Annotated in this window: 22 protein-coding genes; 7 read left to right on the top strand and 15 right to left on the bottom strand. The window is 64.0% G+C overall.

The features are described 5' to 3' along the window. Nucleotides 1-110: 110 nt before the first annotated feature. Both FJ973_RS25455 and FJ973_RS25460 read left to right on the top strand, forming a co-directional pair. Nucleotides 111-1265: a PA0069 family radical SAM protein gene (locus tag FJ973_RS25455; RefSeq protein ID WP_140514951.1), complete on the top strand. Its 1155-nt coding sequence runs from the start codon at nucleotides 111-113 to the stop codon at nucleotides 1263-1265. Nucleotides 1266-1407: 142 nt separating this feature from the next. Next, a complete protein-coding gene (locus FJ973_RS25460) occupies nucleotides 1408-2103 on the top strand; it encodes a ribonuclease HII (protein WP_140514759.1) in 696 nt (231 codons plus the stop codon). Nucleotides 2104-2424: 321 nt separating this feature from the next. Here FJ973_RS25460 and FJ973_RS25470 read toward each other — a convergent pair whose 3' ends face one another. The 7 genes from FJ973_RS25470 to FJ973_RS25500 all read right to left on the bottom strand — a co-directional run bounded on the left by FJ973_RS25470 (nucleotide 2425) and on the right by FJ973_RS25500 (nucleotide 8041). Beyond that, nucleotides 2425-2916, bottom strand: a complete 492-nt coding sequence (locus tag FJ973_RS25470; protein WP_140514758.1) for a F0F1 ATP synthase subunit B — start codon at nucleotides 2914-2916, stop codon at nucleotides 2425-2427. A 10-nt stretch (nucleotides 2917-2926) separates the two neighbouring features. Further along, nucleotides 2927-3526, bottom strand: coding sequence for a F0F1 ATP synthase subunit B (locus FJ973_RS25475; RefSeq protein WP_140497966.1), 600 nt, complete (start codon nucleotides 3524-3526; stop codon nucleotides 2927-2929). 94 nt (nucleotides 3527-3620) lie between these two features. After that, entirely contained in the window at nucleotides 3621-3845 is a 225-nt protein-coding gene (locus FJ973_RS25480; RefSeq protein WP_140497964.1) for a F0F1 ATP synthase subunit C, read from the bottom strand. An 84-nt stretch (nucleotides 3846-3929) separates the two neighbouring features. Then, nucleotides 3930-4688, bottom strand: a complete 759-nt coding sequence (locus FJ973_RS25485; protein ID WP_140497962.1) for a F0F1 ATP synthase subunit A — start codon at nucleotides 4686-4688, stop codon at nucleotides 3930-3932. A gap of 87 nt (nucleotides 4689-4775) precedes the next feature. After that, nucleotides 4776-5174 carry an AtpZ/AtpI family protein gene (locus FJ973_RS25490; RefSeq protein ID WP_140558291.1) on the bottom strand — a complete coding sequence of 133 codons (399 nt, stop codon included), beginning with the start codon at nucleotides 5172-5174 and terminating at the stop codon, nucleotides 4776-4778. A 256-nt stretch (nucleotides 5175-5430) separates the two neighbouring features. After that, nucleotides 5431-6612, bottom strand: a complete 1182-nt coding sequence (locus tag FJ973_RS25495; RefSeq protein ID WP_140514754.1) for a cell wall hydrolase — start codon at nucleotides 6610-6612, stop codon at nucleotides 5431-5433. Between the two features lie 100 nt (nucleotides 6613-6712). Next, the gene (locus tag FJ973_RS25500; protein WP_140558245.1) at nucleotides 6713-8041 is read right to left on the bottom strand and encodes an MFS transporter; all 1329 of its coding nucleotides are present in this window, start codon (nucleotides 8039-8041) and stop codon (nucleotides 6713-6715) included. A 116-nt stretch (nucleotides 8042-8157) separates the two neighbouring features. On the opposite strand from FJ973_RS25500, the gene FJ973_RS25505 reads away from it, so the two are divergent. Further along, entirely contained in the window at nucleotides 8158-9078 is a 921-nt protein-coding gene (locus FJ973_RS25505) for a LysR substrate-binding domain-containing protein (RefSeq protein ID WP_140497956.1), read from the top strand. 74 nt (nucleotides 9079-9152) lie between these two features. Here FJ973_RS25505 and der read toward each other — a convergent pair whose 3' ends face one another. Together der and FJ973_RS25515 are read right to left on the bottom strand one after the other, a co-directional pair. Continuing rightward, nucleotides 9153-10586: a ribosome biogenesis GTPase Der gene (gene der / locus FJ973_RS25510; RefSeq protein WP_140497954.1), complete on the bottom strand. Its 1434-nt coding sequence runs from the start codon at nucleotides 10584-10586 to the stop codon at nucleotides 9153-9155. Between the two features lie 3 nt (nucleotides 10587-10589). Beyond that, nucleotides 10590-11255 (bottom strand): tetratricopeptide repeat protein, encoded by a 666-nt coding sequence (locus tag FJ973_RS25515; RefSeq protein ID WP_140514747.1) that lies wholly within the window; start codon nucleotides 11253-11255, stop codon nucleotides 10590-10592. A gap of 190 nt (nucleotides 11256-11445) precedes the next feature. Here FJ973_RS25515 and FJ973_RS25520 point away from each other — a divergent pair, with 190 nt between their 5' ends. Continuing rightward, entirely contained in the window at nucleotides 11446-12459 is a 1014-nt protein-coding gene (locus FJ973_RS25520; protein ID WP_140558293.1) for a polysaccharide deacetylase family protein, read from the top strand. Between the two features lie 36 nt (nucleotides 12460-12495). On the opposite strand, the gene sbmA is transcribed toward FJ973_RS25520, so the two are convergent. From sbmA to FJ973_RS25535, 3 genes are all read right to left on the bottom strand, one after another. Beyond that, on the bottom strand, nucleotides 12496-13755 hold the full coding sequence (gene sbmA, locus FJ973_RS25525) for a peptide antibiotic transporter SbmA (protein WP_140497950.1): 1260 nt from the start codon (nucleotides 13753-13755) through the stop codon (nucleotides 12496-12498). 115 nt (nucleotides 13756-13870) lie between these two features. Beyond that, complete coding sequence (locus FJ973_RS25530; RefSeq protein WP_140520835.1) at nucleotides 13871-15031, bottom strand: YbfB/YjiJ family MFS transporter; 1161 nt, start codon at nucleotides 15029-15031, stop codon at nucleotides 13871-13873. A gap of 76 nt (nucleotides 15032-15107) precedes the next feature. Beyond that, the gene (locus tag FJ973_RS25535) at nucleotides 15108-15308 is read right to left on the bottom strand and encodes a hypothetical protein (RefSeq protein ID WP_140520836.1); all 201 of its coding nucleotides are present in this window, start codon (nucleotides 15306-15308) and stop codon (nucleotides 15108-15110) included. A 93-nt stretch (nucleotides 15309-15401) separates the two neighbouring features. On the opposite strand from FJ973_RS25535, the gene FJ973_RS25540 reads away from it, so the two are divergent. The 3 genes from FJ973_RS25540 to FJ973_RS25550 are packed head-to-tail and all read left to right on the top strand — an operon-like array spanning nucleotide 15402 to nucleotide 18024. Continuing rightward, nucleotides 15402-16394, top strand: coding sequence for a LysR substrate-binding domain-containing protein (locus tag FJ973_RS25540; RefSeq protein ID WP_140558247.1), 993 nt, complete (start codon nucleotides 15402-15404; stop codon nucleotides 16392-16394). Next, nucleotides 16391-17647 (top strand): aminopeptidase, encoded by a 1257-nt coding sequence (locus tag FJ973_RS25545; RefSeq protein WP_140558248.1) that lies wholly within the window; start codon nucleotides 16391-16393, stop codon nucleotides 17645-17647. Before FJ973_RS25540 ends, FJ973_RS25545 begins: the two co-directional genes overlap by 4 nt. Nucleotides 17648-17670: 23 nt before the next feature. Further along, nucleotides 17671-18024 (top strand): DUF488 domain-containing protein, encoded by a 354-nt coding sequence (locus FJ973_RS25550; RefSeq protein WP_140514740.1) that lies wholly within the window; start codon nucleotides 17671-17673, stop codon nucleotides 18022-18024. 186 nt (nucleotides 18025-18210) lie between these two features. Here the strand turns inward: FJ973_RS25550 and FJ973_RS25555 are convergent, their stop codons facing one another. The 3 genes from FJ973_RS25555 to FJ973_RS25565 all read right to left on the bottom strand — a co-directional run bounded on the left by FJ973_RS25555 (nucleotide 18211) and on the right by FJ973_RS25565 (nucleotide 19935). Continuing rightward, on the bottom strand, nucleotides 18211-18564 hold the full coding sequence (locus FJ973_RS25555; protein WP_140514738.1) for an ArsC family reductase: 354 nt from the start codon (nucleotides 18562-18564) through the stop codon (nucleotides 18211-18213). A gap of 217 nt (nucleotides 18565-18781) precedes the next feature. Continuing rightward, the gene (locus FJ973_RS25560; protein WP_140497937.1) at nucleotides 18782-19135 is read right to left on the bottom strand and encodes a nuclear transport factor 2 family protein; all 354 of its coding nucleotides are present in this window, start codon (nucleotides 19133-19135) and stop codon (nucleotides 18782-18784) included. A 131-nt stretch (nucleotides 19136-19266) separates the two neighbouring features. Beyond that, nucleotides 19267-19935 (bottom strand): 2'-5' RNA ligase family protein, encoded by a 669-nt coding sequence (locus FJ973_RS25565; RefSeq protein ID WP_246675947.1) that lies wholly within the window; start codon nucleotides 19933-19935, stop codon nucleotides 19267-19269. Nucleotides 19936-20011: the final 76 nt, after the last annotated feature.

Raw genomic sequence — 20011 nt, forward strand, 5'->3', positions numbered from 1 at the left:
TTGCGGCGCACCATAGAAAGTTCTTGCTTTGTTCTCGTTCGGCAAATAGGATTAAATTCATGAGCAGAGCGATTCGAAACAACATGGACAGTCCTTGGGAGCGGGCGAAGATGGAACCGATCATGCGCGCCGACATTGCCGCCTTCGGAGCAGGACGAGCCGAAATGGCCAACGCGATGATCGAGCAGAGCGGCATGCGCGTCCGCCCCGACCGCAACCGCGGCCGGTCGGCAGGCATCAACCCGTCCGGCCGGTTCGAGCCGGTCAGCCGGCATGTCTTCGACGATGGCTGGAACTCGCTGGAGGAACTGCCTCCCTTCAAGACCGAGGTACAGGTCGAGAAGCCGCGTACCATCATCACCCGCAATGAATCGCCCGACATCTCGTTCGACCGCTCGATCAATCCCTATCGCGGCTGCGAGCATGGCTGCGTCTATTGCTTTGCGCGGCCTACGCATAGTTTCATGGGCCTGTCGCCGGGGCTGGATTTCGAATCCAAGCTGTTCGCCAAGCCCGACGCGGCGCGCCTGCTCGACAAGGAACTGTCGAAGGACGGTTACCAGCCGCGGACCATCGCCATCGGCACCAATACCGATCCCTACCAGCCGATCGAGAAGCAGTACCGGATCATGCGCGAGATCCTCGAAGTGCTGGAGGCGCGCGGCCACCCGGTCGGCATCGTCACCAAATCCGCTCTGGTGACGCGCGATATCGACATCTTGTCACGCATGGCCGAACGGGGCCTCGCCAAGGTGGCGTTGTCGGTGACGACGCTCGACCGCATGCTGGCGCGCACCATGGAGCCACGCGCCTCGACGCCGGCCAAGCGGCTGGAGGCGATCAGGCAGCTTGCGGATGCCGGCATCCCTGCTTCGGTCATGGTGGCGCCGATCATCCCCGGGCTGACCGATCAGGAGATGGAACGCATCCTCGATTCGGCGCACCATGCCGGCGCACGCGAGGCGGGCTATGTCGTGCTGCGCCTGCCGCTCGAGGTCAGCCCGATCTTCAAGGACTGGCTGCTGCGCCACTATCCCGACCGCTATCGCCATGTGATGTCGCTGATCCGCTCGATGCGCGAGGGCAAGGATTACGATTCGGAATGGGGCAAGCGCATGAAGGGCGCGGGTCCTTACGCCTGGCAGATCGGCCGGCGCTTCGAAATCACCGCCAAGCGGCTCGGTCTCAATGCCGAGCGGCGCACGCTGCGGACCGACCAGTTCGTCGCCGCCGGCAAGGACCAGGAGCAGTTGATGCTGCTTTGAACGACCGCGGCTGTTTGCCGCCGTGGCGAAAAAATCCCGTCCGGCCTGCCTCGGCCTGCAGACGGTGCCCTCCCGGTCCGGCGCCCCACCCGACCCGGAGGGACTTGCGGAGAATCAGAGCCGATGCGAACCTCGCCGCAACATGGCTCGCGCGCGTTCTGATTCTCCGCCTCTCTTCGAAATCGTCGAGAAACCCGATTTCTCCTTCGAGACGAAGGCGATGGCCGAAGGCCTGTGGCCGGTCGCGGGGATGGACGAGGCCGGACGCGGCCCGCTGGCCGGACCGGTGGTGGCGGCTGCGGTCGTGCTCGACCCTGCCAACATCCCCGACGGCCTCGACGATTCCAAACGGCTCAGCCATTTGCAACGCGAGGCGCTGTTCGTGCGCATCATCGGCTCCGCGCTCGGCGTGTCGATGGCCTCGGTCAGCGCCGAGGGCATTGACGGCAGCAACATCCTCAAGGCGAGCCTGGAGGCGATGCGCCGTGCGGTCGCCGGCCTGCCGGTGCAGCCGAAGCTCGCGCTTGCCGATGGGCGCGACGTGCCGCCGGGCCTGCCTTGCACGGGGCGCGCGCTGATCAAGGGCGACCAGCGCTCGCAATCCATCGCCGCCGCCTCGATCGTCGCCAAGGTGATGCGCGACCGCATGATGTGCGGCTGCGGCAGCCATCACCAGCACTATGGCTTCGAAGTGCATATGGGCTATGCCACGGTCCGCCATCGCACCGCGATCGAGACGCACGGGCCGGTGGCGCGGCTGCACCGCGTGTCGTTCGCGCCATTCAGGCTTGAAGGTGCCGAGGTGGTGGAAGAAGAGAGCTTCGCCGGGCTGGATTAGGGCGGCTCGATCTATCTTGCGTTGGTAGGATTGGCGAAAGCGGCGGTGACAGCCAATCTCCCCCCTCGTGGGGGAGATGTCCGGCAGGACAGAGGGGGGCGCTGTCCCTCCAGCCTATCAGTTAGTCTTGCCCAGGTTCCCTGCACTATCGGCACCCAATTCAGCTGATTTTGAATCGAGCGCTGGCGTTCCTTCGCGCCCCCCTCTGCCCTGCCGGGCATCTCCCCCACGAGAGGGGAGATCGGCAGCGTTGACCTCCGCGCCACAACAAAAAGCCGCCGGGTTTCCCAGGCGGCTTTTTTCATTTCTGTTGTTTTCAGCTCAGTTCAGCTTCGCCTTCACATCGGCGAGCGAGGTCTTGAACAGGTCGGCTCCCGCCTTGGCGTCGATCTTGCCGGCGAGCAGCGTGCGAGCGGCTTCGACGGCAATGTCGACGGCGCTGGCGCGCACTTCGCCGATCGCCTCGCGCTCGGCCTGGCCGATCTTCTGTTCGGCAAGAGCGGTGCGCCGCGCGACGTAGTCCTCGGTCTTCTTGTGCGCCTCGGCGGCGAGCAGTTCGGCTTCGCGCTTGGCCGCGGCGACGATGTCTGCGGCCTCCTGCTCGGCTTCCTTGCGCTTGCGCTGGTATTGGCCAAGCAACTGCTGGGCCTCCTCGCGCAGCCTGCGCGCCTCGTCAAGCTCGCTGCTGATCCTGGCGGCGCGGGCATCGAGCGCCTTGGCGATCAGGCGGGGCACCTTGATGTAGATGGCGATACCCAAAAAGATGACCAGGGCGATCGTGGCCCAGAGCGTTGCAAGAGATGTGGCGTCCATGATGCGCTCCTCACCCGGCCACGGACTTGACCGCGGCCGCGATCTCGGCCTTGCTGGCCTTGCCGCCGACCAGCGCCTCGACGATCGCCGAGGCAGTGTCCTCGGCGATGCTGCCGACTTCCTTCATGGCGTTGGCCTTGATGGAAGAAATGCGCGCCTCGGCCTCGCCGAGCTTCTCGTCGAGCGCGGCCTCGATCTTCTTGCGTGCGGTCTCGGCTTCCGCCTTGGCCGCGTCATTGGCCTGCTGGCCGATGGCGTTGGCGTTCTTCTTGGCTTCCGCCAATTCCTGCTCGTAAGCAGCAACGGCAGCGTCAGCCTCGCCCTTCAACTTCGCGGCCTGATCGAGATCCTGGCTGATGCGGTCGTTGCGGACATCGATGATGCCGCCGACGCGCGGCACCACCACCCTCTTCAGGAAGAGGTAGAAGAGCCCGAACGTGATCGCCAGCCAAAGAAGCTGCGACGGAAACGTCGCCGGATCGAATGGCGGAAACATGCCATGAGCTTCGGCAGGCACGCTGGTGCCGGAATGCGTGTCGCCTTCCGTCGCAGCGTGGCCAGCCTCGGTGGCAGGCGCGGACTCTTGCGCAAAGGCAGATGTCACGAACATGGACTATCCCCTGATATCAGACCCGCCGCTCTCGCGGCCGGCCTGTCCAATCTTCCCATAGCTTAGCCAAATAGCGGCTCAGCCAAACAGGGGCTCAGCCGAACAGGGCCAGCAGCGCGATGAGAAGCGAGAAGATGCCCAGAGCTTCGGTCACGGCGAAGCCGAAGATCAGACGGCCGAACTGGCCATCGGCGGCCGACGGGTTGCGCAGCGCGCCCGAGAGATAGCTGCCGAAGATGTTGCCGAGGCCAATGCCCGCGCCGCCCATGCCGAGGCAAGCGATGCCGGCGCCGATGTACTTTGCTGCTTCTACGTCCATTTGTTCAACTCCTTTGGATCTGAAATTCCGTTGCGATTCCATTCCGGCGGCAATGTTGAAAACTCTTGCGCCGGAAATTTTTTATCAGTGCCCCGGGTGCAGGGCGTCGTTGAGGTACATGCAGGTCAGCACCGCGAAGACATAGGCCTGAAGGAAGGCGACCAGCAGTTCGAGCGCGGTCAACGCCACGGCCATCGCCAGCGGCAGCACCGAGCCAGCGACGCCGACCGCGCCCAGCGCCGAGAGGCTGACCACGAAGCCGGAGAAGACCTTCAGCGTGATGTGCCCGGCGAGCATGTTGGCGAACAGACGAACCGAGAGGCTGACGGGGCGCGAGACGAAGGAGATCACTTCGATCAGCACCACCAGCGGCAGCAGGAACACCGGCACGCCTTGCGGCACGAACAGCTTGAGGAAACCAAGGCCATGCTTGCCGAAACCGTAGACAATCACGGTGCCGATAACCAAGACGGCGAGGCCGAAGGTGACGATGATGTGGCTGGTGACGGTGAAGAAATACGGGAACAGGCCAAGCAGGTTGGCGACCAGCACGAACATGAACAGGGAAAACACGAAGGGAAAGAACTTCATGCCCTGCGTGCCGGCGGCGTCGCGCAACATGTTGCCGACGAATTCATAGGCCATTTCGGAGATCGATTGCAGCCGGCCGGGAACGAGGCTGCGGCTCGACGTCGTCAGAAACAGGAATGCCGCGGCGACGACCACGGTCGCGACCATGAACAGCGCCGAATTGGTAAAGGACAAGTCGTAGCCGCCGATATCGATCGGTATCAGCTTGTTGATATGGAACTGGTGGATCGGATCGACCTTGTCAGCTGCCACGTTCAAACCCCGTCAGTGCCGCATGCGGCCTTGTTACCATGCCGCCCGTCGAAAGGCGGCTATTTCCAAATGCCGCCTGAAGAGCGGTCACTTGCTGTCGTTGCGGCCAGAGCGCGATTTGTCGCCCTGTCCGAATTCCGCCACAACGCCTGCCGAACGCATGACATTGAGCACGCCCGCGCCAAAACCAAGCAGCAGAAACACGATCAGACCCCATGGCGATGTCCCCGCCAGACGGTCGATGATCCAGCCGATGGCGGCACCGACCACCACCCCGGCGATGAACTCGCTGGACAGCTTGAGTGCCTGACCGTACCCGGTCACTGGTTTCGCGTCTTTCCCCTCGAGCCGGTCCGGCCGTCTTGTCGCAAGCGATGCTTCAAGTTCACGCCGGCGGCGCTCAAGTTCGTCGTCGCGGATGGCGGCTTCGTGCTGCTTGCCGCGGCCGGTTTCTCCGGTTCCGCCTGGCCCAGTTTCATCGGCCATCGCAACCCCCCTGCCCGGGCAGACCGTCACCGTCCGTCCGCTTCTAAAGTCGCCGGCAACATAGTTAGAGGGTTTGCGCCCGTCAAGCCACGGGCGGAAGTTCGTTACCATGTATTTTATACAATGAAATCAATATAATAGAGAGGTGCGACATCGTGCCCGCCATGGCGGCGCGGACGCCTTGAGCGAATCCTCCGCGCGACGGCTCTTCGAGAGACCGCGCAGCCGCGCAAAAATATGGACGCCTATCGGGCGTTCAGCTCCAGCCGCCGCCATAGGTGCGGTAGAAGATATGCAGGCCGATCTTGGTCATCTTCTGCATCGTACGCGCCCAGTTGGGATGGACGTAATTGGCATAGTAATGGGTCGACGATCCGACTTCTGGAATGAAGACCTTGCCGGCGGTCACCGCCATGCCGACATCCTGCGCGGTCTTGTAGGCGACCGGGTTGTCGATGCGCTTCTTCCTGCCGTCGCAGGCGAAGGAGAACTGGCAACGGTTGAACCAGCTGTCGTTCTGGTAGACGACGCCGCAGATCGAATTGGGATAGGCCGGATTGCGGACACGGTTGAGGATGACCTGGGCGACGGCGGCCTGGCCGCGCACGGATTCGCCCCGCGCCTCGAAATAGATGCCGTTGGCCAGGCATTTCTGCTCGGGCTTGGAGAAGACGCTCGCCGGAAGTGGATTCTGGATCCACGAATGGTCGCCCTTGGCCATCGGCGGGATGAAACGGCCGTTGTTGGGCTCCTCGTCCTGGAGCAGGGCCTCGAAGGGCGACGCCTTGGCATAATCGGGCGCGGCCTGCGCATAGGCCGTCGCCAGCACATCCGGATGATCGTTGTTGACCAGGGCGGCAAGCATGGGCGACACGCCGGGATCCGGCTTCTTGTCCTCACGCGCGTGGAATGCCGCGGCGATCTGGATTTCCTTGCCTTTGATCTGGGGTTTGGCGAAAGCCATCTTCAGGCCGCTGTCCATGCTGGGCCGCAGCAGGGATGAGGTGCGCTCGAAGATCGAGCCGGCGTTGAAGTTCTTCGGCGGGGCGACGGGAGAGATCTGGACGATGCGGCCCTTCTTGTCGGCGCGCACAATGCGGTCCTCATCGGGCGTCGTGCTGACCTTGCCGCCCTTGCCGCGAAAGGAGACGGCGCCGACGCCGGGCAGGCGCACCCCCGATCCGGAGAGCGAACCCGTCACAGCGTCGTCGACAAACGGCATCTCGGCGGCATGGACCGATCCGGCGACGGATTTCTCGACATAGGAATTCCAGCGGGTCGGCGCCTCGAGGCCGGAAACGAGGCTCGTCATATCCTGGTAGGCGGAAACCGTCGGAAATCCGATCCAGATGCCGAGGCCGACGATGAAAGGTGCCACGAGGCTGCGTTTCTTCTCACCGGCGACGGCAACAAGGCGCGTCAAGACACGTCGATGCACGGAACTCTCTCCAGGAACGCTACTGACCCCACTGGAGAGCAAAATGATGCATTAACCTTGATGGGACGTTAACAGCTTCGATCGGGTTTTCCCGGTCGGCTCAGGCTCGTGGTTGCGAAGTGGGGCGGTTTTGCGGCGGGACGGACATGGAGGCCGGCCGCAGGAAGATGGGCCACGCGATCAACGCGCACGCCGCCGCCGACAACCAAACGCCGGGCCAGGACCAGAGATGCAAGAGCCCCGGAATGGCCACCGGAACCAGGAAGAAACCTATGAAAACGAAGCTGTTGGCCAGGCTGAGCGCGGTGCCGACATGGCCAGCGCCGGCAAGCGTGGCAAGCTCGGTGTAGGCGACGCCATGCCAGGCGGAGACCAGGATGCCTGCGACAATCAGCATCACGGGAAGCGTGGCCATAGCGACGGGCTGGCCGCCTGATGTGGTCGGGCCGGCCAGGACCAGCAGCCAGAGCAGCGTGAAGGCAAGCGCGCTGAGCGCACTGCACAGGCGCAGGAACGGCCGGCGGTTGCCGTGGCGGTCGGTGAAGCGGCCGCTCCAGACGCGCATCGCCATGGCGCCGGTCTGCACGGCGGCGAGGCTTGCGCTGGTGGCCAGGGTCCCCATGCCGGCGAAGTCGTGCAGGAAGACCGATGCGAAGGTGAGTACGGCCACTTGCGGAAAGCACAGCAGGCCGATGGCCGCTGCGATGCGCCAGACCTCGACATTGCGCAGCGGCGGGGGCCCGGCCAGAACGGTCGGCGCGGCCGAACCCTGCGTCGGCGGTTCGTGCAGCCAGCGCCAGGCGAAGAAGGCGGAGATCACGGAGAAGGCGGCGAGCAGGCCATAGACCGCCGCGAAGCCATGCCTGGCGGCAAGCGAGGGCAGGACAAGAGCGCCCAGCCCGCCGCCAAGCGGCACCGCCGTCTGCCGGATGCTCATGGCGAATCCGCGTTCGCCTTCGCGGAACCAGCCCATGATGGCGCGGCCGCTCGAACCGTTGACGCTGCCGCCGAGCAGGCCGGTGGCGAGCAAGGCGGCGGCCAGGACATGAACGCCCGGCACGCCGGACGGGGATGGAACGACAAGCAACGCCATCAGGAACAGCCATGCCGCCGTGGCGCCGAGCCCGGTCAAAAGCACACGGCGATCGCCCCAGCGATCGGTGAGCAGGCCCCAGGGCAGTTCGCTGAGCGCAACGCCCAGACCGAGAAGGCCAAGCGCCAGGCCGAGCTGAGCATTGCCGAGATGATAGCCCTGCCGCATCAGCACCGCGGTTGCCGGTATGCCGGAGAAAGTAGCGGAAAAACCGGCATTGGCGGCGACGCCGATGCCCAGCACCTTCCAGCGGTGGTTGGGCGCGAAGGTCCTGGAGCCGGAGCCTTCGGCCCGTGGCGTCGACTGACAATCGGTGCGGGTGACGATGGCGGACATGGTTTCATTCCCGTTTGCGGCCCGGTGACCGGCCTTGACGGCGCATGTCTATCGCCATAGCTTTGTCCATAAAATCAGGAAGTTTTTGACGCACAATCCTAAAAAACGGGATTATCATGCGACGCGTGACATTCGACCTCGACGTCCTCAGAAGCTTCGTCACCGGAATGGAGCTTGGCAGCTTCGCCAAGGCGGCCGACCGGCTTGGCCGCTCGACCTCGGCGGTCAGCGCGCAGTTGAAGAAACTGGAGGAGCAGGCGGCGACGCCTATCTTCCGCAAGTCGGGACGCGGGCTGGCACTGACGGAAGCTGGCGAGACCATGCTCGGCTATGCGCGGCGGCTGGTCGAGCTCAATGACGAGGCGGCCGCCGCCATCCATGATGTCGAGCTGGAAGGCTGGGTGCGGCTCGGCCTGCAGGAGGATTTTGGCGAGGCGGTGCTACCTGACGTGCTCGGCCGCTTCGCCCGTGCCCATCCCAAAGTCAAGATCGAGGCCCGCATCGCGCGCAGCCATGAGCTCGCGGAGCGGATCATCTCGGGCAGCCTGGACATCGCACTTGCCTGGCACAGCGGCGCGACGCTGCCATACAGCCAGCATGTCGCCGACGTGCAGATGCGCTGGATCGGCCCGGCAAAGCGCATCGAGACCAGCCTGCGCCATGGCGAGCCGCTGCCGCTGGTGGCGCTGGAAGCACCTTGCCTGTTGCGCACGGTCGCAACCGAAACGCTCGACCGCGCCGGCCTGCCCTGGCGCATGGCCTTCTCCAGCCCGAGCCTTGGTGGCATCTGGGCGGCTGTTGCAGCCGGGCTCGGGCTGACGATCCGCACCGACATCGGCCTGCCGGCCAGCGTCAGCGCGATGACGCCGGAGATTGCCGGTCTGCCGGCGCTGCCCAGGATGACGCTGTTCCTGCACCGCAGGGATGCCGAACCCGAACCGGTGGCCGCCCGCCTCGCCGATATCCTGCTGGAAGCGGCGCGGCAGGCACTACCGGAGGGCGCGCGGACGGATGAGAACCTGCTGAAGGTCGCCTAGGCCCTGGTCGCAACCCCTCTTCGTCATTCCAGGGTCTACACCGCGTCGAAGGGTTGGCACCCTTCCCCCGGACGTCAGCGCTTCTTGGCCCTGCCGGCAAAGGGATTGTCCGAAGTCCTCAACGCCATGCGGATCGGTACGCCCGGCATGTCGAAGGCTTCGCGCAGGCTGTTGGTGAGATAGCGGACATAGGATTGCGGCATCGCATCCGGGCGCGAGCACGAGACGACGAAGCCCGGCGGGCGCGTCTTGGCCTGCGTGACATATTTGACCTTCAGCCGGCGACCGGCAACCGCGGGCGGCGGATGATGCGCAAGAATGCCTTCCAGCCAGCGATTGAGCCTGCCGGTCGAGACGCGGCTGTTCCAGACCTTGTGCGTGCGGATGACGGCTTCCATGAGCTTGTCGAGGCCCCGTCCGGTCTCGGCCGAAACCGTCACCGCCTGCATGCCGCGCGCCTGCGGCAAAAGCCGTTCGGTCTTTTCGCGCAGTTCGGCCAAGAGTTCCTGCGGATTGTCGATCAGGTCCCATTTGTTGAAGGCGATCACCGGCGCGCGGCCCTCGCGGATGATCAGGTCGGCGATCTGGAGATCCTGCTTCTCGAACGGGATGGTGGCGTCGAGCACGATGATGACGATCTCGGCGAAGCGGATGGCGCGCAGGCCATCCTGCACCGACATGACCTCGAGCTTTTCATGGATCCTGGCCTTGCGGCGCATGCCGGCGGTGTCGAACAATTTTATACGGCGGCCGCGCCAGTCCCAATCGACCGAGATGGAATCGCGGGTGATGCCGGCTTCCGGTCCGGTCAAAAGCCGCTCCTCGCCGATCAGCGCGTTGATCAGCGTCGACTTGCCGGCATTGGGGCGGCCGACGACGGCAATGCGCATCGGCTTGGTGTCGTCATAGGCCGGCACCTCGTCGGCGTCGGGATCGGCGATATCCTCGCCGATCAGCACCTCGCTGGAGGCGATCTCCTCGTCGTCGTCCTCATCCTCGCCAAAGGCTCTCGCCTCGCCAAGTGCGGCGATCACCGCGTCGCGCAGGTCGGGCATGCCTTGGCCGTGTTCGGCCGAGACCGGAACCGGCTCGCCAAGCCCGAGCTCCCAGGCCTCCAGCATGCCGCCCTGCGCGCCCTTCGCCTCGGCCTTGTTGGCGACCAGCACGACCGGCTTGCCGGATTTGCGCACGATCTCGGCAAAGGTCCGGTCGTCCGGCAACAGGCCGGATTTGGCGTCGACGGTGAAGAAGATCAGGTCGGCCTCACGGATAGCGATCTCGGTCTGCGCACGCATGCGGCCGGGCAGCGTCGAGGCGGCGGCATCCTCGAAACCCGCAGTGTCGATGACGTCGAAATGCAGGTCGTAAAGCTTTGCCGCATGGACGCGGCGGTCGCGGGTGACGCCCGGCGTGTCATCGACAAGCGCCAGCTTCCTTCCCACCAGCCGATTGAAAAGAGTCGATTTGCCGACGTTAGGCCGGCCAATGATGGCGACTTTGAAGCTCATATGTCACGACGCGCTGCCCGAGCCGCGGATCAGCTCGGACATCAGGGTCGCCCGTTCACGGGTGTTGCGCGGGGCACCGTCATCGGCGGCGATCTGGTCGAACAGCTTCAGCGCATCCTGGGTCTTGCCTTCCTTCCAGGCGGCCAGCCCGAGCGCCTCGCGCGCGGTGTGGCGCAGCGTGTTGGTGTCCGAGGTCAGGGCCTCGACGCGGCTCGACACATCGGCGAAGGAGCCGTGATCGACCAGCAGCAGCGCCGCCCTCAACCGCGCCATGTCGCGAATGCCCTGGGGAATGGCGGCGTCGGCCGCCACCTCGTCGAAATCCTTGACGGCTGCGTCGACGTCGCCCTTGTCGGCCTTGACGGTGGCCGCGCGCATGCGGGCGAGCAGCGGATAGGCGCCGTAGCCATCCTTCTCCAATTGATCGAGCGCGGCCAGCGCCTCGTCGTTCTTGCCGTCATTGGCCAGCTTCAACGCTTGCGAGAAGGCATCGCCCGAACGGTTGGCGCGGGTCTCGTCCCAGTAGCGGTAGCCGACGAAGGCGGCGGTGCCGAGCACGACCAGCACCGCGACCACAAGCAGGGCCGGGCCGAAACGGTCCCACAGCTTCTGCGCCTGTTCGCGACGGATCTCGTCGTTGACTTCACGGATAAAACTGTCGTCGGACATCAATAAAACCATTCCTGCCCCGGGCCGGAGCGTTCGCGAGCCCGCGTTTTAGCGAAATTTTGTCGGCATGGAAGGGGTTCGACCGGAAAATCACCTATTCGCGGGGCAAACGGACGAAAAGGCCACCGCACCCACGCCACATTTGCGCTATAGCGGGGCCAAAACCGCCCGGGGTCAGTAGCTGTTGCCAATATCCTTTTCGTCTCGCGTTGCCGCGTTCTGTCTCGCTTCGCTTGCCACGGCCGGTGCGGCTTTCGCCGATCCACCCGGCTCGCGGGCGCCTTTGCCGGCAAGGCCGAAGCAGGTCGTCATCATCTCCTTCGACAGCGCCCGCGACATCTCGCAATGGAAGCGCAGCCGGGCGCTGGCGAAGCGCACCGGAGCGCATTTCACCTATTTCCTCTCCTGTGTCTTCCTGCTGTCATCGGAAACGCGCAGCCAATACACCGCGCCGGGCAAGACATCGGGCAAATCCAACATCGGCTTCGCCGCCTCGACGCAGGAAGTGAGCCAGCGGCTGGAGCAGATCGGGCTTGCGGCATCGGAAGGCCATGACATCGCCAGTCATGGCTGCGGCCATTTCGACGGCAAGGACTGGAGCAAGGCCGACTGGCTGAAAGAGTTCGCCTCGTTCGAGCACATCCTCGAAAACGCCTATGCGATCAACGGCATCGAGCCCGAGCCGACCGGCTGGCGCGATTTCGCGCGGCATGCGGTGGTTGGCTTCCGCGCGCCCTATCTGTCGACGAGCAAGGCGCTCTACGAGGCGCTGCCCGCCGCCGGTTACCGGTTCGACGCCAGCGGCGTCTCGCGCGGCCCGGTCCAGCCGCCGACCACCGCCGGCCTCGCGCGCTTTTCACTGCCGCAGATCCCGGAAGGACCGAAATCGCGGCCGGTGATCGCCATGGACTACAATCTCTATGTCAGGCATTCCGGCGGCTTCGAGCGGCCGAGCAAGGCAGGCGAGTTCGCGGACCGCACCTACCAGGCTTTCCGCGCCGCCTTCGAGGATCAATACCGGGGCAAGCGCGTTCCGCTGCAACTCGGCTTCCATTTCGCGCTGATGAATGACGGCGCCTACTGGAACGCGCTGGAGCGTTTTGCCGGCGAGGTCTGCGTCAAATCAGACGTCGAATGCATCAGTTTTCGCGATTACATCTCGCGGCAGGGTTCTGGCCAGAAGCAGGCTTCCGTCGGCGGCTGAGCCGCCGACCCGTTTCGCACCCAGGTCTTTCCTGACTTAAGCGGGATCCTCGGCGCCTTGCCGCGCCAGATAGCGCTGGTCGATTTCCGGCAGCGGCTCGCCCTGCAGCGTCGCCTCGAAGGCGCGCAGGCGCTTATGCACCGATTGCAGTTCGACGATGGTCGACCAGGAGGTGAGCAGGAACTGCAAGGAACCTGTCACCTTGCCGAATGCATTCGAAATCTGGTTCAGCGCGCCGAACGTTATCTTGTGGGCGACCAGCGACGGCCCGAGGATCAGCAGCGAGAAAATATTGTCGGCCTGCAGGTAGGTGTACCGGACGACATTGAAATAGATGTAGTGGAAATACAGCCGGAAATAATTGTGGCGAACATTGGCGAACAGCGCGGCGGTGGTGGCGGGCTGGGCCCGGTCGGCATGATCCTCGCCGTAAACGAGCTCCTTGCGGTAGGCCGCCTCCACGCGCTGGTTGCGGAACTGCAGCCCTGGAAGCTTCATGCCGGCAATCATGACCGAAATCGTTCCGAACAGACACCAGGCCAGTGCCGCGACCACCAATGGCTGGGGGATCGCGCCGATGATCGGCAACTCGGTTATATGGGCCTGCAACTGGATCATGACCGGCAGGAAGGCGATCAGCGTCATGATCGACTGGACGAAGCTGGAACCCAGATCTTCCATGATCTGGGAAAACCGCATCGTGTCCTCCTGGATACGTTGCGAGGCGCCTTCGATGTGGCGCAGCCTGCCCCAGTTCTCGACGAAGTAGTTGTTCATCGCCGTGCGCCAGCGGAAGATCCAATGGCTGACGATGAAGGCGTTGACCACCTGCACGTTCATGCCGACCAGCGCAAGCCACGAGAAATCGGCCAGCCCAATGTAGAATTCGGCGTTGGTCGATTTTCCGGTGCCCGACATCAGCCCCTGCACATAGTCGAAGAAGGGCCCGTACCAGGCGTTGACGGCGACGCTGACCTGCACATTGAAATAGATGAAGAACAGGATGACCGCCGTCATCAGGATCGACCAGCGTTGCCACGGATGCGGCGAATACCAGCTCCAGAACGCATAGAAAGCGACCACGCAAAACGCGAAGTAGATGTAGAACCAGAGAAACGGCTTCGAGACGAGGACGGCGATGCCGATAATGGGCGGTGCACCGGCTGCTGCCGGCGGCAGGCCGAAGACGGCGCCCAGTTGCTCACCCCCGAAAAACCAGAACAGGATCGCCGCAAGGCTCCAGACGGCGGCCGAAGAGAAAAACAGCTTCGGCTGCGGGAAGAAGGATACGAACACTGTGGCGAATTCCTCGGTTTTTGCGCAAATCAGCTGAGTTCAGCGGGCATAAAGTCACACATTAGGGGGAAAGAAAATGCCCATGCCCGATGCCCGGCACCGAGCAAACCCACAATCATGGCGATTTTGGCGCGGCCGACCATATGATGACGCCGGAGGCGACCAGAACGGCCGCGGCGGCGATCGAGGCAAGGAAGAAATCGCCCGACGCCTGCGCCAGGAGCCCGGCGGCAATCGGGCCGATGATCTGGCCAAGACCGAACGAAGCCGTCATCAAGGCGAAGGTCCGCCGGGGAGCTTGTGGCGCCAGTTGCCGCGCGGTCTGCAGGCCGATCGCGGTGATGGCAATGAACGTGCCGCCAACGAGCAGGCCGCCGAGCAGCGGCCCGGTGCGCCCGCCCACCGCGACGCTTGCGACAATGCCGACGACCTCGACGAAACATCCCAGCGCATAGGTCGCGTAAAGGCCGATCCGTGCCGATATCTTCTGCCAGAGCCAGACCGAGGGAAAGCCGGCAAGACCGGTGACCATCCAGACCACCGCCTCGAACACGCGTCCGCCGCCGCCTTGCCGGACAATGGCGACAAGAAAGGTCGCCGTTACCACGTAGCCGAAGCCGAACAAGCCGTAAGCGACGATCACCTTGGTCAGCGAGCGGTCTTTTGGCAGCGCCGGCTCGCGGCCGGTATCGCCGCTGGCCAGCGGACCGCTGTCCACCAACAGCGCCACGACGACGAAGCCACAAGCCGAGATCGCCGCCGACCACAGCCAGCCCGCCGCCCAGCCGGCATGTTCGCTGACCAGGGCCGCCATCAGCACCGAGGACAGGGCGATGCCGAGGCCGACGCCGCCGAAATGCCACGCCTGCAGATCGCTGCGGCCGGCCGCGGCAAGATGGCTGAAAACAATGCTGGCCAGGAACACCATGACGAAGGCGCTGGCCAGGCCTGCAAGAAAGCGGATGACGAGAAAGGCGGCGATCGTATCCGACAAGCCCATCAGCGCGGCAAGCAAGGCGCTGGCGCCGAGGCCGGCCAGCATCAGCAGGCGCTCGCGCCCATGCGCCCAGCCGCCCGCCGCGGCGAAGGCGCCGGCGAGGTAGCCGAGATAATTGGCTGACGCGATCCAGCCCGCATCGGCCGCCGACAGATGGAGTTCTTCCATCATGCCGGGCAGGATCGGCGTATAGACGAAACGACCAATGCCCATGGCGACAGCCATGGCGATCATGCCGGCGAAAGCGAACCGCAGCGCTGTTGAGGTGGCGGATGTCATCGCGGTGCACAATAAGTGCGAAGATCGGCGACACAACGCGCTTGCGTTGGGCCAGGCGCCGGGCCGTCAGCACCAATCAGCGGCAGCCCGCTTGCGCCGTCTCGTGGGCGGTGCGTCGCGCCGTCAGCCGGAACGGCATGTCGCCGAGCTCACGCTCCGACATGGCGTCGAGCACGGGATGCGCAAGCGGATCGGCCAGCCAGGCGACCATTTCGCAGCCGTCTGGCGGCTCGTGCACAGGGAATACTATCTTGAGCGACGATAACAGCCTCAACATGTCAGCCTCCGCAGGCCTGTCCCGTGAATAAAGTCTGCGCTTTCGGCATCACTTTCAATTGAGATTTCAGCCCCGCTGGTTTAGAAAAACTCAATGGCCATGCTCAACCGCGTCCACCTCAACGGCCTTCGCGCCGTGGAGACCGTCGCCCGTCTCGGCTCGCTCGCCGCGGCCGCCGGCGAACTCAACGTTTCGGCCAGCGCCGTCAGCCAGCAGATAAAGCGCGCGGAGCAGCAGCTCGGCCAGGCCGTGTTCGAGAGAACGGCCAAGGGGCTGGTCCTGACCGAATTCGGCGCCATGTTCGCGACGCGCCTCGGCGCGGGTTTCCGCGAGCTCACCCAGGCCGTGGCGCTGGCCGACGAGGCGCGCCAATGCACGCTGGTGGTTTCCGTGGCGCCGGCATTCGCCTCGAAATGGCTGCTGCCGCGGCTGTCGCATCACTTCACCCGGCATCCCAACGTGCTGTTGCGCATCGACGCCTCGGTGCGGCTGGCCGACCTCGACCATTCCGATATCGATATCGCCATCCGGCTTGGCGACGGCACATGGCCGGCCAGCAAGGCGGAGTTGCTTTTGGCACAAGAGGTGTTCCCGGTCTGCGCGCCCTCGATAGCGAAGAAACTGAAATCGATCGAAGACCTTGCCCAGACCTGCGCGATTACCGACGAACGAGCGATGATCAACTGGGAAAGCTGGTTCGACGCCGCCGGTGTCGAACCAGTCACTTTCCTGAAGGGCGCTCGCTTCACCGATCCGATGCTTTGCCTGGAATCGGCGATTGCCGGCCATGGTGTGATGCTGGGCTGGCAGTTGCTCGCCGCCGACGCGCTGGCCGACGGGCGGCTCGTCGCGCCGTTCGGGATCCGCGCCCAGAGCGGGCTTGGCTATTGGCTGGTGACCTCCGCCGCCAAGGCCGAAAGCCGCAAGGTCCGGGATTTCAAGCTCTGGATCAGGGAAGAGATCGAGGCGACGATGGCGCGGTTCGGCTCCGCGAAGACGGGCACGAGCGATGCGATCACGGTGGAAAGCACCGTGGCGCCGGTCTATGTAGAGTCCGACATCAAACTACGGCAGGCAGGATCATGACCACACATTCGCGCGGCGTTTCCGCAACGATCGACCCGGTGAAGCTCGACAGGCTGGCCGAAGTCGCCATCAAGGTGGGGCTGCAATTGCAGCCCGGGCAGGACCTGGTGCTGACCTCCTCCATCGCCGCGCTGCCGCTGACCCGGCGCATCGTCGAGCATGCCTACAAGGCCGGCGCGGGGCTGGTGACGCCGATCTTCAACGATGACGAGATCACGCTGGCGCGCTTTCGTTATGGCGCGGACGCCGGCTTCGACCGCGCCGCCGGCTGGCTCTATGAAGGCATGGCCAAAGCCTTCTCCAACAATGCGGCGCGACTTGCCGTGCGCGGCGAAGATCCTTCGCTCCTGTCGGCGCAGGACCCGGCGAACGTGGCGCGCGCCAACAAGGCCAATTCGATGGCCTACCAGCCGGCGCTGGAAAAGATCACCGGCTTCGACATCAACTGGAACATCGTCGCCTATCCCGATCTCGCCTGGGCCAAGCAGGTCTTCCCCGATGATGCCGACGACGTTGCGGTGGCCAAGCTCGCCGACGCCATCTTCGCCGCGTCGCGGGTGGACGTGGAAGATCCGATCGGCAACTGGAAGGCGCACAATGCGGCCCTACGCAGCCGCACCGAATGGCTCAACGGCCATGCTTTCCATTCGCTTCATTTCACCGGGCCGGGCACCGACCTGACGGTCGGGCTGGCCGACGGCCATGAGTGGATGGGCGGCGCCTCCACCGCCAAGAACGGCGTCACCTGCAATCCCAACATCCCGACCGAGGAGGTCTTCACCACGCCACATGCGCGGCGGGTTGAAGGCCATGTTTCATCGACCAAGCCGCTCTCCTACCAGGGCACGCTGATCGACGAGATCTCGGTGCGTTTCGAGGGCGGCAGGATCGTCGAGGCGAAGGCTTCGAAGGGCGAGGACGTGCTGAAGAAAGTGCTGGACACCGACGAGGGCGCACGCCGGCTTGGCGAAGTGGCGCTGGTGCCGCATTCCTCGCCGATCTCGGCGAGCGGCCTGTTGTTCTTCAACACGCTGTTCGACGAAAACGCCGCCTGCCACATCGCGCTCGGCCAGTGCTATTCGAAGTGCTTCGTCGACGGCGCCTCGCTCAGCCAGGCCGAGATCGCGGAGCGCGGCGGCAACAAGAGCTTCATCCACATCGACTGGATGATCGGCTCGGACAAGATCGACATCGACGGCGTCGGCAGGGACGGCAGTCGCGTGCCGGTCATGCGCAAGGGCGAGTGGGCCTGACGAGAGCGCACGAAGGAGAGCGGATGGCCTTCGAGATCGCGGTCAAGCGGGTGTATGAACCACCCTCGTTCGATGACGGGCAGCGGGTCCTGGTCGATCGAGTCTGGCCACGTGGCGTCAGCAAGGAGCATGCCGCGCTGGCGCTATGGCTGAAGGACATCGCGCCGAGCACCGACTTGCGCAAGTGGTTCGGGCACGAGCCCGAACGATGGGCCGAGTTCCAGAAGCGGTATCGTGCCGAACTGGAAGGCAATGGCGAGGCCGTGGCGCAACTGCGCGCCCTGCTCCGCGACGGCAAGGTGACGCTGCTCTACGGCGCCCATGACGAGGCGCACAACAATGCCGTGGCACTGGCGGGGTATCTGAGAGGACAGTGACCTGTCCCTTAGTCATCCTCGGGCTTGACCCGAGGATCCATGCCGTGACGTCCGTCCGGAAATGCAACGGAGCAGAATCAGCACGGCTGCGACGCCCAAAAGTAACGGCATGGATCCTAGGGTCTGCGCCGCGTCGCTTCGCTCCTTGCTCCGCCCTAGGATGACGAATTGAGAGTGTACCGCGCCCTACTTCCCGACCACCGCCGCCTCATAAACATCCGGCTTGAACCCGACCAGGATGCGGTCGCCAACCTCGAGCACAGGCCGTTTGATCATCGTCGGCTTGGCCAGCATCAGTGCCTTGGCCTTCCTTTCATCCAGGCCCTGCTTATCCTTGTCCGGCAACTCGCGGAACGTGGTGCTGCCCTTATTGAGCAGCTTTTCCCAGCCGACCTTGCGGACCCAGCCATCCAGCCTGCCCGCCTCGATGCCTTCGGCCCGATAGTCGTGGAACCGGTAAGGCACGTCGTGGCCATCCAGCCAGACGCGGGCCTTCCTGATCGTGTCGCAGGTGGTGATGCCGTACATGGTGATCGTCAAAACAGGTGCCTTCCGGACTTCGAATCTGGCCGCAGATTAAGCAGCCCCGGCGCGCTTTGCCAGCGGCCCGGCAGAACCATCGAAGAGTAAGTTTCTTCAATGGCGGGCGCGCGGTCGCCGATCCGTGACGACGATGTGCATCAGGTCGGATAGCGGCCAGGACATGATCCTGGCCGCTCAGGATGCGGCGAAATGTGCCGACAGCCGAAAACCCGTCTCAATAATAGAAGCGCTCTTCGGCAATCTTGCCGTTCTTGACCGTGTACAGGCCAACCTCGTCCATGGTGACACGCTGGCCCGTGGCCTTGGGCGTTATGTCAAATGTAAAGCGCACGGCGAACTGGTCGCCGTTGACATAAGGGCCCTCGACCGAGCCGCCATGGACTTCGTTGTTTTCCTGCCACCACTGGCCTTTCTGCTTGACGGCGTCCTTGCCGCGGCAGACGGCCATCGGCCCCTCCATGGCCTCATAGCTGACGATGTCGTCGGCGTTGTATTTCTCGGCAGCACTTTCGTAGTCACCGCGCTTGAGAAGCTCCGTGAAATCCTTGGCAATTTCCGTGTTGGTCATGTGTTCCTCCTGTTCAGACGCATTGCAAATAGGGAAAGGTTGGCGGCCTGCCATCGTCGTGCCGTCTGGTAGCTGACATGCCATGTCAGGATGATGGACCGCGCGGACTATGCGAGGACGATTCCAGGCTCTCACATGGCGGGCAGTGCATCGTCCTGGCCGGTCAGCCGCCAACGTCCGGGCTGCTTGTAGGCGCCCTTCCCAATGAGACTGTGGATCAGCACAAAATCCCGGACAGTCCAGCCGATCGGATCGATCGACCGCTCGCGAATGCTGGGAACGCCCACTTCATCACGAAGCAATGTGACATGCGGTTCGATGGACCTGGTGAGAAAGGGTTTTAGCGGGCTGTCCGAGATCACCGCCGTGAGGTCACGCCAGAACTTCTGCAGCGGCGGATTGCCATCGCTGCCGCGCAGGACCAGTGCACCACCGCCAAAAGCCGACAGGCGATCGAACGAGACCTCGAAGGGCTTTGCAACGATCATCGATCCGATATGACAGGCGGCCTCTGCCAACTCCTGCGGGTACTCCTCATGGTCGCCGAGGCCGACAAGCGAGACGTGGATGTGATTTTCCGGAACCAGCCAGCCTTGCAATCCGAACTCACGGTTCAAGGCAATGGCCTTTCGCGCGAGACGACCAGCAATCGCGCTGCCGACGAGGATGGCAAAGAACAGCCGGTGGAAATGCTTCCCGGCCTGTTCCCATCGGAAAAAGGCCTGGCCGTTCTTCGCGGTTCCGAATGCGGGTTGCCCACTCATACTGATCTCGTCCGCCAATTGACTCAGGTTGGGCATGTTAGAACAAAACGAGAACAAACGCAAGCCGGAAAATGACGCAGGCGTCGGGACTCCCGCACCGCCGCATGCATTC

It is taken from the genome of Mesorhizobium sp. B2-1-3 (genome assembly GCF_006442495.1).
Lineage (GTDB): Bacteria > Pseudomonadota > Alphaproteobacteria > Rhizobiales > Rhizobiaceae > Mesorhizobium.